This is a genomic window from Ammonifex thiophilus (assembly GCF_003368535.1).
In the GTDB taxonomy this organism is placed as follows: Bacteria; Bacillota; Desulfotomaculia; order Desulfotomaculales; family Ammonificaceae; genus Ammonifex; species Ammonifex thiophilus.
Map to the genome: position 1 here is coordinate 1 of NZ_QSLN01000012.1, position 14,703 is coordinate 14,703.

Annotated in this window: 13 protein-coding genes and 1 tRNA gene; 11 read left to right on the plus strand and 3 right to left on the minus strand. The window is 60.0% G+C overall.

Annotation, left to right across the window (positions count from 1 at the left end; all coding sequences use genetic code 11):
* The coding region (locus tag DXX99_RS08035; protein ID WP_476692342.1) for an EF-Tu C-terminal domain-related protein at positions 1-140 on the plus strand (140 nt) is incomplete at its 5' end.
* Between the two features lie 151 nt (positions 141-291).
* Here the strand turns inward: DXX99_RS08035 and DXX99_RS08040 are convergent.
* The 3 genes from DXX99_RS08040 to DXX99_RS08050 form a co-directional block, all read right to left on the minus strand.
* A tRNA-Ala gene (locus tag DXX99_RS08040) sits at positions 292-366 on the minus strand.
* A 122-nt stretch (positions 367-488) separates the two neighbouring features.
* Complete coding sequence (locus DXX99_RS08045; protein ID WP_115792985.1) at positions 489-2,075, minus strand: glycoside hydrolase family 57 protein; 1,587 nt, start codon at positions 2,073-2,075, stop codon at positions 489-491.
* Positions 2,076-2,822: a DUF4912 domain-containing protein gene (locus DXX99_RS08050; RefSeq protein ID WP_115792986.1), complete on the minus strand. Its 747-nt coding sequence runs from the start codon at positions 2,820-2,822 to the stop codon at positions 2,076-2,078.
* A 97-nt stretch (positions 2,823-2,919) separates the two neighbouring features.
* On the opposite strand from DXX99_RS08050, the gene DXX99_RS08055 reads away from it, so the two are divergent.
* From DXX99_RS08055 to pyk, 10 genes are all read left to right on the plus strand, one after another.
* On the plus strand, positions 2,920-4,869 hold the full coding sequence (locus tag DXX99_RS08055; RefSeq protein ID WP_115792987.1) for a glycoside hydrolase family 15 protein: 1,950 nt from the start codon (positions 2,920-2,922) through the stop codon (positions 4,867-4,869).
* Positions 4,870-4,939: 70 nt separating this feature from the next.
* The gene (trmL, locus tag DXX99_RS08060) at positions 4,940-5,398 is read left to right on the plus strand and encodes a tRNA (uridine(34)/cytosine(34)/5-carboxymethylaminomethyluridine(34)-2'-O)-methyltransferase TrmL (RefSeq protein WP_115792988.1); all 459 of its coding nucleotides are present in this window, start codon (positions 4,940-4,942) and stop codon (positions 5,396-5,398) included.
* Between the two features lie 4 nt (positions 5,399-5,402).
* Entirely contained in the window at positions 5,403-6,143 is a 741-nt protein-coding gene (locus DXX99_RS08065; protein WP_115792989.1) for an NlpC/P60 family protein, read from the plus strand.
* Between the two features lie 36 nt (positions 6,144-6,179).
* Positions 6,180-9,590, plus strand: coding sequence for a DNA polymerase III subunit alpha (locus tag DXX99_RS08070; RefSeq protein ID WP_240610877.1), 3,411 nt, complete (start codon positions 6,180-6,182; stop codon positions 9,588-9,590).
* 65 nt (positions 9,591-9,655) lie between these two features.
* The gene (gene mtrB / locus DXX99_RS08075) at positions 9,656-9,892 is read left to right on the plus strand and encodes a trp RNA-binding attenuation protein MtrB (protein WP_205664673.1); all 237 of its coding nucleotides are present in this window, start codon (positions 9,656-9,658) and stop codon (positions 9,890-9,892) included.
* A gap of 26 nt (positions 9,893-9,918) precedes the next feature.
* Complete coding sequence (locus tag DXX99_RS08080) at positions 9,919-10,107, plus strand: glutamate decarboxylase (RefSeq protein WP_115792991.1); 189 nt, start codon at positions 9,919-9,921, stop codon at positions 10,105-10,107.
* A gap of 54 nt (positions 10,108-10,161) precedes the next feature.
* Positions 10,162-10,962 carry an acetyl-CoA carboxylase, carboxyltransferase subunit beta gene (accD, locus tag DXX99_RS08085; RefSeq protein WP_338065875.1) on the plus strand — a complete coding sequence of 267 codons (801 nt, stop codon included), beginning with the start codon at positions 10,162-10,164 and terminating at the stop codon, positions 10,960-10,962.
* Between the two features lie 19 nt (positions 10,963-10,981).
* On the plus strand, positions 10,982-11,962 hold the full coding sequence (locus tag DXX99_RS08090; protein ID WP_115792993.1) for an acetyl-CoA carboxylase carboxyltransferase subunit alpha: 981 nt from the start codon (positions 10,982-10,984) through the stop codon (positions 11,960-11,962).
* Positions 11,950-12,912, plus strand: a complete 963-nt coding sequence (gene pfkA, locus DXX99_RS08095; protein ID WP_115792994.1) for a 6-phosphofructokinase — start codon at positions 11,950-11,952, stop codon at positions 12,910-12,912. Before DXX99_RS08090 ends, pfkA begins: the two co-directional genes overlap by 13 nt.
* Positions 12,913-12,934: 22 nt before the next feature.
* Entirely contained in the window at positions 12,935-14,692 is a 1,758-nt protein-coding gene (gene pyk / locus DXX99_RS08100; RefSeq protein ID WP_115793027.1) for a pyruvate kinase, read from the plus strand.
* Positions 14,693-14,703: the final 11 nt, after the last annotated feature.

Genomic DNA, 14,703 nt, shown 5'->3' on the forward strand with positions numbered 1-14,703 from the left:
AGATGGTGATGCCCGGGGACAATGTGCGTCTGGAGGTGGAGCTCATCACCCCCATCGCCATTGAGGAGGGCCTGCGCTTCGCCATTCGCGAGGGCGGGCGCACGGTAGGGGCCGGCGTGGTCACCGGCGTCCTAGACTAATTTGATGTAGAACGAAAAGACCGGGGCTGAAGTTAAAACCCCGGTCTTTTTATGTTCGGGAATTTTCGTAAGCCGCTCCGGATTGATGTCCTAAAACTATAGCTGCCTAAAATAAAAGGGTTCCGACGCCTGGAACCCTTGATTTTCTTAATGGTGGACCTGGAGGGATTCGAACCCTCGACCTCTTGAATGCGAGTCAAGCGCTCTCCCCCTGAGCTACAGGCCCATGCCCGACTTAATTATAGCCGACTTCTATCTGATAAGGCAATCCTCATTTGATCCGAGGGGGTGTGGCGATAATTGGTGGATGAATCCGGAAGCGCCAATTTCCCGAAGCTAGATGCCTTTTTAAGGATCGGGGGTGGCGTAGATCCGGTAGTCGATATGGGGAAAGATAGGGTGGCGGTACTCCAGTTCCTCAACAAAGTCTGGCCTGAGGCGGTTTCCGGTGATCTGTCGGTAAAGTTCCAAGAAGTTGTTAAGATGGCTCTTTACCCGATAGACGGCGTATTCTACCATGGTGCCGGTAGCCATGATGAACGGCCAGTCGCTGGCTTGGGCCAGCAGAAGCTCTCTTGCCGCCTGGTTTAAGGCTCTTCTGAGCCACCCTTCACTTTCCGGGTAGCGCCGGGCCAGCTCCGTCATGCGGTCGGCGGCCCAGTGTAAGTGCCGGTAGATCCAGTCGTTGGCACCGCAAAGCCAGATTTCGTGGTACCCCTTGTTTCCCCAGCTGGAGGCGCAAGGGGTGGCCACCTGGTTGCAGGGATGGCGCCGGAGGTAGTCGGAAGGGGTGACGAGTTCGATTATCTGCTGGTCGAAGACGATCTTGCGCACCAAGAAGTCAAGCCACTGAGGCCCTTCGAACCACCAGTGCCCGAAAAGCTCGGCGTCATAAGGGGCCACGATTATGGGCGGGCGGTCCATGAAGCGGCATAGGTAGCGGATCTGGTGCTCCCGGTTAAACATGAAGTTGCCGGCGTGTATATCGGCTTTGGCCGTGGCCCACTCGGGCACGTAGGGCTCCTTGTGCTCCGTCTTACCGGTTATGCGGTAATACTTCAAGCCCGTAGCCACCCTTATCCCGTCGGGATGGATATAGTCCTTGATGTAGTCGTAGTCCAGATCGAAGCCTATATCCCGGTAGTATTCGCGGTAGTCGAAGTCGCCGGGGTAACCTTCCTTGGCACTCCAGACCTGCTTAGAGGATTCTACATCCCGGCCGAAGGCTGCTACCTCGCTGGGGCAGTAAATGGGGGCAAAGACGCCGAAGCGGGGGCGGTGCGAGGCGAAGAGGACGCCGTGGGTGTCCAGGAAAAAGTACTTTATGCCGTGCGCCTTAAGGTAGGCGTCTATGCCGGGGGAGTAAGCGCACTCCGGCAGCCAGAAACCAGGGGGGTTATGCCCGAAAATCCGGCGATAAAGGTCCACTGCCACAGTGATCTGAGCCTTGACGGCAGCCGGGTTGACCGTGAGCAGGGGTAAGTACCCGTGCGTGGCTGCGCAGGTTATTATTTCCAGAATTCCAGCTTCTTTAAAACGGCGAAAGGCCTCGACCAGATTCCAGCGATAGCTTTCCAGGGTTTGGCGCAGACGCTCGAAGCGCCTCTGGTACATGGCCACCACCCGTTCAAAAGGAGTGTTGGCCGTGCGCTCGATTTCTTTGGCCAGAAGCTCGGAGAGTTTCTCCAGATGGCGGCGGTACCGCTCTAGCAAAAAGGGATCGGTAAGCATTGTTAGGAGAGTAGGGGAGAGGGAGAGGGTGAGCCTAGCCTTCACCCCATCCTTAAGAAAACCCTCCATAACCCAGATAAGAGGAATGTAGCACTCGGTTATGGCCTCATAAAGCCACCTTTCTTCCAACGACCAGGCATGTTCAGGATGGCGCACGAAGGGAAGGTGGGCGTGCAGTACTAGGGCCAGGTATCCCTTGGCCATCTACTTTCCCCCTTCCATCCAGGGCGCGGGCGAAGCTCCTTCCAGTCCAAGCTTCTCTCTCCCCAGCCGGGCTTTGAGCTCCTCCAAAATGAGCGGGGAGCCGAGACCGAACTGGTACTTATAGAGGCTGCGGTAAATCTCCTCCAGCCACAGCCACTCCTCATCCAGGCGTTCGGACAGGGAGGCGCGTGGGGTGTGGGCCGGGTTGGAACGAAGTAGGGGAACAAAAGTTCCAGAAGGTAGGATCCGCCCCAGGTCCACGCAGAAGGTACGGTTGGGCTTCCCCACCTCGATGTACCAGTTGTCCGCTTCGTCGTTTATGGGGATATCCACGAAGTAGTGGGCGTTAAAACCCCGGAAGTCTTCTATATCCGTAATATCGTAAAGGCGCAGAACCGGGCGCGAGGCCTTCCAACTTCCTGCCCCATAAACTTCCTCAAATTTTTCCTGCTTGGTGGCACTCAGTTCCCAGTAGGCAAAAAGCCAGTAGGGATCGCGGGCCAGAAGTACCAGCCGGTCTTCACCGTAGCGCCGGGGGAGCTCCGGCGGAGGAGCGGGAACGGGTATCTCGGCCGGAACGGGCGAAACTATCTCCGTGCCAATTTCCATATCGGGTAGCGAAGAGGGGGCAGGCTGGGGGAGTTCCGGGGCCGCTTTTTCTCCCCGGCGCTTCCCGAACCACAGCCAAAGCCCCAAAGCAAGGATAAGGACACCGAGGCCGAGCAAAAATAGCCAAAAATAAAACACGCCTTTCTTCCTCCTGCTTCGCTTGGCGGTCTGCTGTTATTATGACCTCGCCCTTTGGGCTTTATAATGAGGGGAAAAGGTTCTCTGGAGGTGCGGAATGCCTAGAGAGATAATTTTAGGAAACGGACGTTTGCTGGTTAACCTCGATTCCCGGTACCGGGTGCGGGAGCTTTACTATCCCTATGTAGGTAAGGAAAACCACCTGCTGGACGGCATAGCCGAGGTGGGAGTGTGGGTTGAGGGTAATTTTTCCTGGGTAGGGGAGGCAGGCTGGGAGATAGGGAGCTTTTACGAGGAAGAAACCCTGGTGGCAGCGACCGCGGCCTTCAACCCTGCTTTGCAGCTCTCTTTGCGCTTTATTGAAGCGGTGGACTGGGAAAGAGAAGTATGGGTGCGCAGAATAGAGGTTAAGAATCTGGCTTCTCACCCCAGGGAAGTCCGGGTTTTCTTCTACCAAGATTTCAACCTGGGAGGGTGCGACCTGGGCGATACGGCCTTTTACGATCCCGCCACAAAGGGGCTGGTGCATTACAAGTCTTGCTATTTTTTGCTTTTGAACGGACATGAAGGGGTAAAGCAGTACAGCATCCGGAAGCGGGGCGGCGGGGGAAGCCGGGCCGATGCGGAGGACGGGGAGCTGGCCGGTCCCCCAGCCGATCAGGGGGATATAAACAGCGCGGTGGCTTTTTCTTTTTACCTGGAAGCCGGGGAGGAGAAGAGCTTCTTTTTTTGGCTGGTGGCAGGCAGAAGTTTGGAGGAGGTGCGGGAGAAGGACGGTTGGGTGAAGCGCAAGGGGCCGGACGAGATACTAGAGCGCACTCGGCTCTTCTGGCGGCACTGGCTTAAATGCACTCGGCGCAAGGACTTCGCTGACCTGCCGGAGGACCTGATTGGGCTTTACCGGCACAGCCTCTTGGTTTTGCGAGCGCAGACGGACCTGCGCGGAGGGGTGTTGGCTGCCACGGACACCGACATCCTGGTCACCAACCGCGACCACTACGCCTATGTCTGGCCGCGCGACGGCGCCCTGGTGGCTCACGCCTTGGACCGAGCAGGTTACCCGGAGGTAAGCCGCGCCTTTTTCAACTTCGCCGCTTCGGTTTTGCGGCAAGAGGAAGGCTTCTTCTGGCACAAGTACCATCCTGACGGAACCCTAGGCTCTTCCTGGCTGGCCTGGCTGCACGGCGGGGAGGAGAAGCTCCCCATCCAGGAGGACGAGACCGCCCTGGTCCTTTGGGCCCTGGGGGAGCACCTACGCCTTTATCCGGAAGCCTCTGGGTATTTAACGGACTGGTTTTCTTTGCTGGTAGAGCCTATGGCTTCTTTTCTGGCATGTTACCGCGACGAGAAAACCGGCCTTCCTCTACCTAGTTACGACCTTTGGGAGGAGCGCTACGGCACTTTTACCTTTACCGCCAGTACCGTTTACGCCGCCTTGCGGGCGGCGGCTTACTTAGCCATTCTGGCGGGGGAGAGGTCTTTAGCCCGGGCCTGGAAACAAGCGGCGGAAGAGGTCAAGCAAGGGGTGCTGGAGCACCTTTTCGACCGGGAGCGAAACCGCTTCCTGCGGGGGCTCAGCCTCACCGCCAGGGGCTTGTCCCCCGACCCCACTTTGGACGCCAGCCTCTGGGGGGTGTGGCGCTTCGGCCTGCTTCCGCCTTCCGACCCGCGGGTGGTAGCCACCATGGAGGCGGTGGGGGAAGGGCTTAGGGTCAAGACGGCGGTAGGGGGGATAGCCCGCTACCACGGAGACTACTACTTCCGCCAAACAGAGGACTTCGACACTGTGCCCGGAAATCCGTGGATAATCACCACCCTCTGGCTGGCCGAATACCTGACGGTGCGGGCGAGCCGTAGGGAGGAGCTGGCCCCGGCTAAAAAGCTTTTGTGCTGGGTAGCCCGGCACAGGAGTTCCACCGGCATGCTGCCCGAGCAGCTGCACCCTTTCACCGGCGCCCCCCTTTCCGTCTCCCCTCTTACCTGGTCGCACGCCGCCTTGGTAGAGGCGGTGGATGCTTACCGGCATAGATGGCAGATTCTTCCTTAGTCTTGCCTCCCCTATGGCGTAAGGATATCATTAACTTGGCAACCGGGTGGGGCATTGAGGGGCGCCAGATATGCATATAGTTTTGGTGGAGCCGGAGATCCCGGCCAACACCGGGAACATAGCACGGACCTGTGCTGCCACGGGGGCCACCTTGCACCTGGTGAGACCCCTGGGATTTTATACCGACGACCGGCACCTGCGGCGGGCGGGGCTTGACTACTGGCACCTGGTAAAGATTTGCTACCACGACAGCTTCGCTGAGCTCTGCCGGGCTTATCCTGACGCCTGTTTTTTCTTGACCACCGCCCGGGCCGAGCGGTGGTACACTCAAGTACGCTACCCGCCTGGCTCCTTTCTGGTTTTCGGTAAAGAAAGCACGGGCTTACCCGAGGAGATCTTACAGGCCTTTCCTGATCGCTGGATCCGCATTCCTATGGTTCCCGGAGCCCGTTCCCTCAACCTGGCCAACGCGGTAGCGATAGTGCTTTATGAAGCCCTGCGTCAACAAGGTTTTCCGGGCATGAGGTGAAAGGTTGGTCATAAGCCTTCCTTTTGCGGGAGTACACGAAGAGCCGGAAGCTTCCTCCCCGCTGGTAACCCAGGCGCTTCTGGGGGAGCCGGTGCTGGTACTCGAAGAAAGAAAAGGCTGGTGCCGGGTAAGAGCGCTCGACGGCTCGGTGGGGTGGGTGCGGCAAGCGGCACTTACCACCCCCTTCCTCGCCGCAGGGGAGCCGGCGCTGGTGATAAAGCCTAAGGTAGAGCTCGACTCTTTCGCCCTTTATCTGGGTACGGCGGTCTGGATACGGGAGCGGCGAGGAAGGCGGTGCCACATTTTTTCCCCTTCCGGATACGAGGGCTGGGTGGAAGCGGAGGCCCTCTGGCCAGTGAGCCGACTGGAGGAAAGGGGAAGGGGAGAGGTGGTTGTGGCTACGGCTTACCTTTTTCTGGGCACCCCTTACCTCTGGGGAGGGGTTACTCGAGAAGGAATAGACTGCTCGGGCCTCGCCTACGTCGCTTACTTGGCCAGCGGCTATCGCCTACCCCGAGACGCAGAGGACCAGTTTGCGGTGGGCCGGGAGGTAACGGAGGGTTCCGCGCTTTGCCCCGGGGATCTGGTCTTTTTCAGCACCGTAGCGCCGGGGGCCAGCCACGTGGGCATCTACTGCGGAGAGGGAAAGTTTATTAACGCCCGCTCCCGCCAAGGGGTGTGCGTTAACTCTTTGGACGATCCCTACTTCCGCTCCCGCTACCTGGGGGCGCGGCGCTATTTCTAAAAGAGTTTTGGCTGGGGGGATGAGCCTTTGGACTTTGTGCACCTACACCTGCACACCGAATACAGCCTGCTCGACGGTGCCGCCCGGATAAAGGATGTAGTGAAGCGGGCCAAGGAGCTGGGACAGAGCGCCTTAGCCATAACCGATCACGGGGTCATGTACGGCGTGGTGGACTTTTACAAAGCCTGCCAGGAAGTGAGTATAAAGCCTATCCTGGGGTGCGAAGTTTACGTGGCTCCGCGCAGCATGACCGACCGGACGCCCAAGGTGGACGACAATCCCTACCACCTGGTCCTCCTGGCCGAGAACGAAGAGGGCTACCGCAACCTCATAGAGCTAGTTTCGCGTGCCTTCCTGGAGGGCTTTTATTATAAGCCGCGGGTGGACAAGTACCTGCTGGCCCAGAAGGCCAAAGGCCTGATTGCGCTATCGGCCTGCCTGGCCGGGGAAGTGGCCGCGCACCTGCTCGCCGGGGACTTCAAGAAGGCGGAGGAGGCGGCGGGGGAGTACCGGGACATCTTCGGGAAGGACAACTTTTTCCTAGAGCTCCAAGACCACGGACTGCCCGAGCAGAAGCTAGTCAACGAGGGACTGATAAAGCTGGCCTCTCGACTCGATATCCCCCTGGTGGTCACCAACGACGTGCACTACGTGGAGAGGGCGGATGCCGAGGTACAAGATTTGCTCCTTTGCATCCAGACCGGGAAGAGCGTGGGTGACCCCGACCGCCTGCGTTTTGGCTCAGACCAGTTCTACCTCAAATCGGCCCTGGAGATGGCCCGCCTCTTCCCCGACCACCCCGATGCCCTGAGCCGCACGGTGGAGATAGCTTCCCGCTGCGAAGTGAAACTTTCCTTCGGCGAGTACCATCTGCCCGAGTTTCCCGTACCCGAGGGGCACACCCCGGCTTCCTACCTGCGGGAGCTCTGCTACGCAGGGGCAAAGCAGCGCTACGGCGACCCTTTGCCCCCGGAAGTGGAGGAGAGGCTGACCTACGAGCTTCAGGTCATAGAGCGCATGGGTTACCCTCCCTATTTTCTCATCGTCTGGGATGTGATTCACTTCGCCCGGCGCAACGGCATTATGGTGGGGCCGGGCAGGGGCTCGGCGGCGGGAAGCCTGGTGGCCTACTGCCTGGGCATAACCAACATCGACCCTTTAAAGTACGGGTTGCTCTTCGAGCGCTTCCTCAATCCTGAGCGGGTGTCCTTGCCCGACATCGATACCGACTTCTGCTTCGAGATGCGGGACAAGGTTCTGGAGTACGTGGTGCGGCGCTACGGCGCCGACCGCGTGGCCCAGATTGCCACCTTCGCCCAGCTGTCGGCCCGTGCGGCCATAAGGGATGCCGGCCGGGCGCTGGGAATGTCCTACGCCGAGGTGGACCGCGTGGCCCGCCTGGTGCCGGGAGAGCCAGGAATGACGGTTGCTCGCGCTTTGGAAGAGTCGCCGGAACTCAAAGAACTTTACGACAAGGAGCCCCAGGTTAAAAAGCTTCTGGACGTGGCGGCCAAGCTGGAGGGGATTCCCCGCCACGCTTCTACTCACGCCGCCGGGGTGGTGATAACTCCTGAGCCTTTAATCCGCCTGGTTCCCCTGCACCGGATGCCCGATGGCACAGTGGCCACGCAGTTTACCAAGGAGGGAGTGGAGGAGCTCGGGCTTTTGAAGATGGATCTTCTGGGGCTGCGCACCCTCACCGTCATACGGGACGCCCTGCGGCTTATCAACCGCCGGGGGGAGAAGCTCGATCTGGAGAGGATCCCCTTGGACGATCCACCCACCTTTGAGCTTCTATGTCGAGGGGACACCATCGGCGTTTTCCAGTTGGAGTCAAGCGGTATGCGCACCCTCTTGCGCTCCCTCCAGCCTTCCTGCTTCGAGGATTTGATCGCTCTGGTGGCCCTTTACCGCCCTGGTCCCCTCGGAAGTGGGATGGTGGACGACTTCATTAAGCGCAAGCACGGCCTTTTGCCGATAGAGTATCCCCATCCCTGGCTGGAGCCCATACTGCGGGAGACTTACGGCGTCATTGTTTACCAGGAACAGGTGATGCAGATAGCCAGCCGGCTGGCGGGTTTCAGCTTAGGCGAGGCCGACCTTTTACGCCGGGCCATGGGAAAAAAGAAGCCGGAGGAGCTGGCTGCTCTGCGCTCGCGCTTTGTAAAGGGCAGCGTGGAGCGGGGAGTAGACGAGAGGCTGGCGGAGGAAATCTTCGACCGCATGGAGTACTTCGCCGGCTACGGCTTTAACAAGAGTCACTCGGCCGCCTACGCCCTGGTGGCTTACCAGACGGCCTACCTCAAGGCCAACTACCCGGTGGAGTACATGGCGGCGCTTTTGACCTCGGTGCGTGACCGAACGGAGAAAGTGGCGCTTTACGTGGAGGAGTGCCGCCGACTAGGGATAAAAATCTTCCCCCCCGACATCAACGAAAGCGAACGCGATTTCAGTCCCACTCCTGAGGGGGGCATAAGGTTCGGCCTAGCGGCAGTTAAGAACGTGGGAGAGGGGGCGGTGGAGGCCATTCTCGAAGCCCGGAGGGAGGGGGGACCTTTCCGGGATTTCGCCGATTTCTGTGCCCGGGTGGGTGGTAAGGCTCTGAACCGGAAGGTGCTGGAAAGTTTAGCCAAGGCAGGGGCTTTCGCCTCCCTGGGGCATACGCGGAAAGAGATACTGGAAAGCATAGATGAGGGGCTGAAAATCGCCGGCCGGGCCAAGGCCAAAAAGCAGCGGGATATCCAGATGTGCCTTTTCCACAATGTGGAGGATTTCGGTGGCGGATACCGCCCGAAGTTTGGCAAGCTCAACGGAGAAGAGTTCCCCCGCCGCGAACTTCTGCGCATGGAGAAGGAGCTCCTGGGGCTTTACATAAGCGGGCACCCCTTGGCCGAGTACCGCGATTTGCTGCGCCTCTTGACCGATGTGCAGGTGGCCGACCTGGCGGAGATGGAGGAAGACGCGGAGGTCAAGGTAGGCGGGATGATAGTGGGGATGAAGCGCCTGCGTACGCGGCGAGGCGAGCCTATGGCCGCCGTCTACCTGGAGGACCTGACCGGAGTGGTGGAGGCAGTGCTCTTCCCCCGGGTCTATCAGGAGTGCCGTGCCTGCCTCCGTCCGGAGACGGTGGTGCTGGTACAGGGGAAAAAAGGGGGAAATGAAGGAGAGCGGTTGCGCCTGGTGGTAGACGAGATGAGCGTGCTCGATCCAGGAAGTGCCCAGCTGGTGCTCTACCTTCCTCACAAGGAAAGTAGCCTCTTGGGGGAACTTAAGGAAGTGTTGCGGCGCTACCGGGGCTCCTGCCCGGTATACCTGCGCCTGCCGGGGGAAAGCGCTTTGCGGCGGGTTCCCCAGGATTACTGGGTCAACGTCCTTTCCCCGGCTATAGGTTGCCTGGTTTCTCTGGTAGGAGAAGGGAATATAAAAATTTTGTGGAATAAAAGGTAAGTTTGAAGCTTGGCTTGGTCCCATATGCATGTTATCATACTTTCCAAAAGGCGGGGGGATTGGGCATGCAGCAGGAAGAGTGGATGTGGGTGCTGGCCGATTACGTGGTGATCCGGGCCCTGGAGAACGGGGTCACCATCATGGGTCTGACGCGCGGCCGGGACACTAAATTCCACCATACCGAGAAGCTGGACAAAGGGGAAGTGATGATCGCCCAATTTACCGAACACACCTCGGCCATAAAGGTGCGGGGGAAGGCCGAAATTCTCACCAAACACGGCCGGGTGCGCACCGATGAATAAAGCCAGACGTCGGTGGTGGGGTAAAGATGTGGACGGTGGTTTACCTGGCACCCAACAAGAGGGAAGCGGAGAGGATAAAGAAGCTCCTGGCCGAAGACGGAGCCCTCCTGGTGAAGCTGCGGCCGGTAGGGGCGGAGGGGAACTGCCAGGCCTACGAGGTGCTGGTTCCCGAAGCCGAGGTGGAGGAGGCGCTGGAACTCCTTGGGTTGCGCTAAGCCCTAAGGAAGGAGGTCATACCTCTGTTCTTTAAGAAAACCAGGTACGTCACCCTGCGCCCGGAGGAGAAGCGCGAGCTTCCCGAAGGGTTGTGGGTCAAATGTCCGCAGTGCGGCGAGATCCTCTACCACAAGGACATTGCCAAAAACCTAAAAGTATGCCAGAAGTGCAACTACCACTTCCGCCTCACTGCCCAGGAGCGGCTGCAGTTTACCCTGGACGAAGGAAGTTTTAAAGAATTCGACCGGGATCTGGTGGCGAACAATCCGCTCGCTTTTCCTGGGTATGAGGAGAAGCTGGCGGCGGCCCGGGAGGCCACCGGGCTTATGGAGGCGATAGTTACCGGGGAGGGCACCATCGGAGGATACCCGGTGGTGATAGGGGTACTCGATTCCCGCTTCATCATGGGGAGCATGGGGGCGGCGGTGGGGGAAAAGCTGGCCCGGGCGGCGGAGGCGGCGTTGGCTCAGCGCCTGCCGCTCCTGGTTTTCGTGGCCTCCGGGGGAGCGCGGATGCAGGAGGGAGTGGTTTCTCTTATGCAGATGGCTAAGACGGCGGCGGCTCTGGAGGCTCTGAGCCAAGCGAGGGTGCCTTACATAAGTGTGCTTACCGATCCAACCACCGGCGGGGTAGCGGCCAGTTTCGGCATGCTAGGGGATGTCATTTTGGCCGAGCCGGGAGCACTCATAGGCTTCACCGGCCCCCGGGTTATAGAGCAGACCATAAGGCAAAAGCTTCCGGAGGGCTTTCAACGGGCGGAGTTTCTCTTGGAGCGCGGCATGCTCGATATGGTAGTTCACCGCAAGCAGATGCGTTCGGTACTCGTTCGTCTTTTGCGCTGGTACAAATCTTGAGAGGGAGCGGTAAAAAACCATGCCCACTTACCTGGACTTCGAGCGGCCGCTGGTGGAACTAGAGGAGAAAATAGCAGAACTCACCTCCTTCAGCCAGGAAAAAGGTCTGGACCTCAGTGAGGAGATAGCCAAGCTCCGCCAGCGGGCCGAGGAACTGAAGAGGGAGATCTTCACCCACCTCACTCCCTGGCAAAAGGTGCAGCTGGCCCGGCACCCCGACCGACCCACCACCCTCGATTACATCCGCCTGCTCTGCGAGGAGTTCACCGAGCTACACGGAGACCGGCTGTACGGGGATGACCCGGCCGTGGTGGGAGGCATAGCCTGGTTTGCCGGGAGGCCGGTCATGGTCCTGGGGCACCAGAAGGGCAAGGATACGCGGGAGAACATGCGCCGCAACTTCGGCATGCCCCATCCCGAGGGCTTCCGCAAGGCGCTCCGCCTTATGTTGCAGGCGGAGAAGTTCGGCCGCCCCGTCATCACCTTCATCGATACCCCCGGCGCCTACTGCGGCATCGGAGCAGAGGAACGGGGGCAGAGCGTAGCCATTGCCCAGAATCTGGCGCGTATGAGCTTCTTGCGCGTCCCCATAATAGTGGTAGTTATCGGTGAGGGAGGAAGCGGGGGAGCTTTAGCTCTGGCCGTAGGGGACCGAATCTTGATGCAGGAGCACGCCATCTTTTCGGTCATTTCTCCGGAGGGGTGCGCCAGCATCCTTTGGAAGGACGCCAGCCGGGCAAAAGAGGCGGCCGAGGCCCTGAAGCTTACGGCGCAGGATCTTCTAGCCCTGGGCCTCATAGACGAGGTGGTGCCCGAACCTTTGGGAGGAGCTCACCGCAACCGCGAGGGGGCGGCTGAGTACCTGCGGGGAGCCATCCTGCGGCACCTGGAAGAGTTGGAGGGGATCCCGCCAGACGAACTCTGCCGTCAGAGATACGCCAAGTACCGCCGCGTAGGTCCCACTTTTTACCGGGGGGAGAGGGAAGAGTGCGACGCATAGGGGTACTTACCAGCGGTGGCGATGCTCCGGGGATGAACGCTGCTATAAGGGCAATAGTGCGCAAGGGGATTTACGAAGGGTGCGAGGTCTGGGGAATCAAGCGGGGTTTTGCCGGTCTCATTGAGGGAGATATCGTCCCTTTGGAGCTAGGATCGGTGGCCGACACCATCCACCGCGGCGGAACCATCTTGCTTACGGCCCGCTCACAAGAGTTCATGACGGAGGAGGGGCGGCGGGAGGCTTTCGCTTCCCTTCATCGCGCTGGTATCGAGGGGCTGATAGGCATAGGTGGGGAGGGAACTTTCAGGGGGCTCCTCACCTTTCATCGGGAGACGGGGTTTCCCGTCATCGGCGTGCCGGCTACCATAGACAATGACATCGGGGGTACCGATTACGCCATAGGTTTCGATACGGCGGTAAACAACGTGGTGGACGCCATAAACAAGATAAGGGATACGGCTACCTCCCACGAGCGCACCTTTGTGGTGGAGGTCATGGGACGCAATACAGGTTTTATCGCTTTGACGGCCGGGCTGGCGGGGGGTGCCGAGTCCATTTTGCTCCCCGAGTTCCCCTTCGACATAGAGGCGGTCTGCCAGCGCCTTATGCGGGGCATAAGGCGCGGCAAGCGGCACAGCATAATTGTGGTGGCGGAAGGGGTGGGCAGCGCCCCCGCCATTGCGCAGGAGATCAAGCAGCGCACGGGACTGGAAACCAAGGCTATAATCCTGGGTCACATTCAGCGCGGCGGCACGCCCACCGTGTTCGACCGGGTGCTGGCCAGCATTATGGGGGCAAGGGCGGTGGAGCTCCTGCTGGCCGGGGAGAAAAGGGCGGCCGTAGGCTTGGTGGGGGGGGAGGTTAAGCACTGCGACCTGGAGGAAGCCCTAAGGACCACCAAAAAGATCGACGAGGCCGCCTACAAACTGGCCGAGATCTTGGCCATATAGAAGGTGGGTGGATTGGGCGATGCTGCGGCACACCAAGATAGTCTGCACCATAGGGCCGGCAAGTCAGGATCCGGCGGTGATCGAGAGCCTGCTCCGAGCGGGCATGGACGTGGCCCGGATAAACATGTCGCATGGTACGCGGGAGGAGCATCGGCGAAGGATCGGGCTTCTGCGGGAAATAGCTCAGCGGCTGGGTAAAAACCTCGGCATCCTGGTGGACATCCGGGGCCCGCGCATAAGAATAGGCGAGCTTCAAGGGGGTAAGGTGGAGCTCCGAGAAGGAGAAGAGGTGGAGCTCGTTCCCGGTGACTTTCTGGGCACCTCCTTCCGGCTGCCGGTAAACTATCCGGGCATCGTGGAGGATCTCAAGCCCGGCGATCCGGTGCTGTTGGCCGACGGGCTCATCGGTCTCCGGGTAGAGGAGGTCTCTCCTTCCGGGGTCAGGTGCCGGGTGGAGGCGGGCGGGGAGCTCACTCCCCACAAGGGGGTCAACCTGCCGGGGGTAAAGGTCAACTTGCCCTCCCTCACCGAGAAGGACATAGAGGACATAAAGTTTGCCGTAAGCGAGCGGGTGGATTTTTTGGCCCTTTCTTACGTGCGTCGGGCCGACGATGTGCTGGCGGCCCGGCGCCTTCTGGAAGAGCTGGGGGCGGAGGATATTTGGCTCATCGCCAAGATCGAGAACCACGAGGGAGTGGAAAACCTGCACGCCATCTTAAAGGTGGCCGATGGGGTGATGGTGGCCCGGGGGGATTTAGGGCTGGAAATTCCCCTGGAAGAGGTTCCCCTAGTGCAGAAAGAAATCATCTCCCGGGCTAACGCCGCCGGCAAGCCGGTGATCACGGCCACCCAGATGCTGGAGTCCATGATCCAGCACCCACGCCCCACCCGGGCCGAGGTGGCCGACGTGGCTAACGCCATCCTGGACGGCACCGACGCGGTTATGCTCTCTGCCGAAACGGCCATCGGGCACTATCCGGCGGAGACGGTGGCTACCATGGCTCGCATTGCTGGCCGGGCTGAAGAGGCCTTTCCTTACGAGGCTTTGTTGGAGCGCCAGCGGGCGACCCAGACCGAGCACACCGTGACCGACGCCATAAGTTTCGCCACCTGCGCCGCCGCTCGGGACTTGGGGGCAGCGGCCATAATTACTGCTACTCAGACCGGCTACACGGCCCGCATGGTGGCCAAGTACCGGCCGCGAGCTCCCATCTTGGCGGCGACGCCGCGAGTGGAGGTGATGCGGCGTCTGGCCCTGGTCTGGGGGGTACACCCTATCCTGGTGGAGCGCATGGAGAACACCGACCAGATGATAGACGAGGCGGTGGGGGCAGCTATGGCCTCCGGCTACATCAAGTCGGGAGACCTGGTGGTAATAACGGCCGGCGTGCCCGTAGGGGTGCACGGCACCACCAACCTTTTGAAGGTGCATACCGTGGGGGACGTGCTGGCACGGGGTATAGGTATAGGAGCCAAGTCGGTAACGGGAAGGGTAAGGATAGCAAAGACCGCTAAGGAAGCCCTGGAGAAGGTGCAGCCGGGGGACATCTTGGTAGCCCCGGCCACCGACAAAGAGTATATTCCGGCCATTCGGAAGTGCGCCGGGATCGTCACCGAGGTGGGGGGTTTGACCTCCCACGCGGCCATAGTGGGTCTGGAGTTCGGCATACCGGTCATCGTGGGGGTGGAAGGGGCTACTGCCATCTTGCAGGACGGCCAAGAAGTGACCCTGGATGGACAGAGGGGTATCATTTACCGGGGCTCGGCGCGGGTACTCTAGAAAAGGGGATC

What these genes read in the sequence shown, in the direction of transcription:
- DXX99_RS08045 (WP_115792985.1), bottom strand. Translation starts at nt 2,075, where the DNA reads ATGGCCAAGGGATACCTGGCCCTAGTACTGCACGCCCACCTTCCCTTC.
- DXX99_RS08055 (WP_115792987.1), top strand. Translation starts at nt 2,920, where the DNA reads ATGCCTAGAGAGATAATTTTAGGAAACGGACGTTTGCTGGTTAACCTC.
- trmL (WP_115792988.1), top strand. Translation starts at nt 4,940, where the DNA reads ATGCATATAGTTTTGGTGGAGCCGGAGATCCCGGCCAACACCGGGAAC.
- mtrB (WP_205664673.1), top strand. Translation starts at nt 9,656, where the DNA reads ATGCAGCAGGAAGAGTGGATGTGGGTGCTGGCCGATTACGTGGTGATC.
- DXX99_RS08080 (WP_115792991.1), top strand. Translation starts at nt 9,919, where the DNA reads ATGTGGACGGTGGTTTACCTGGCACCCAACAAGAGGGAAGCGGAGAGG.
- DXX99_RS08090 (WP_115792993.1), top strand. Translation starts at nt 10,982, where the DNA reads ATGCCCACTTACCTGGACTTCGAGCGGCCGCTGGTGGAACTAGAGGAG.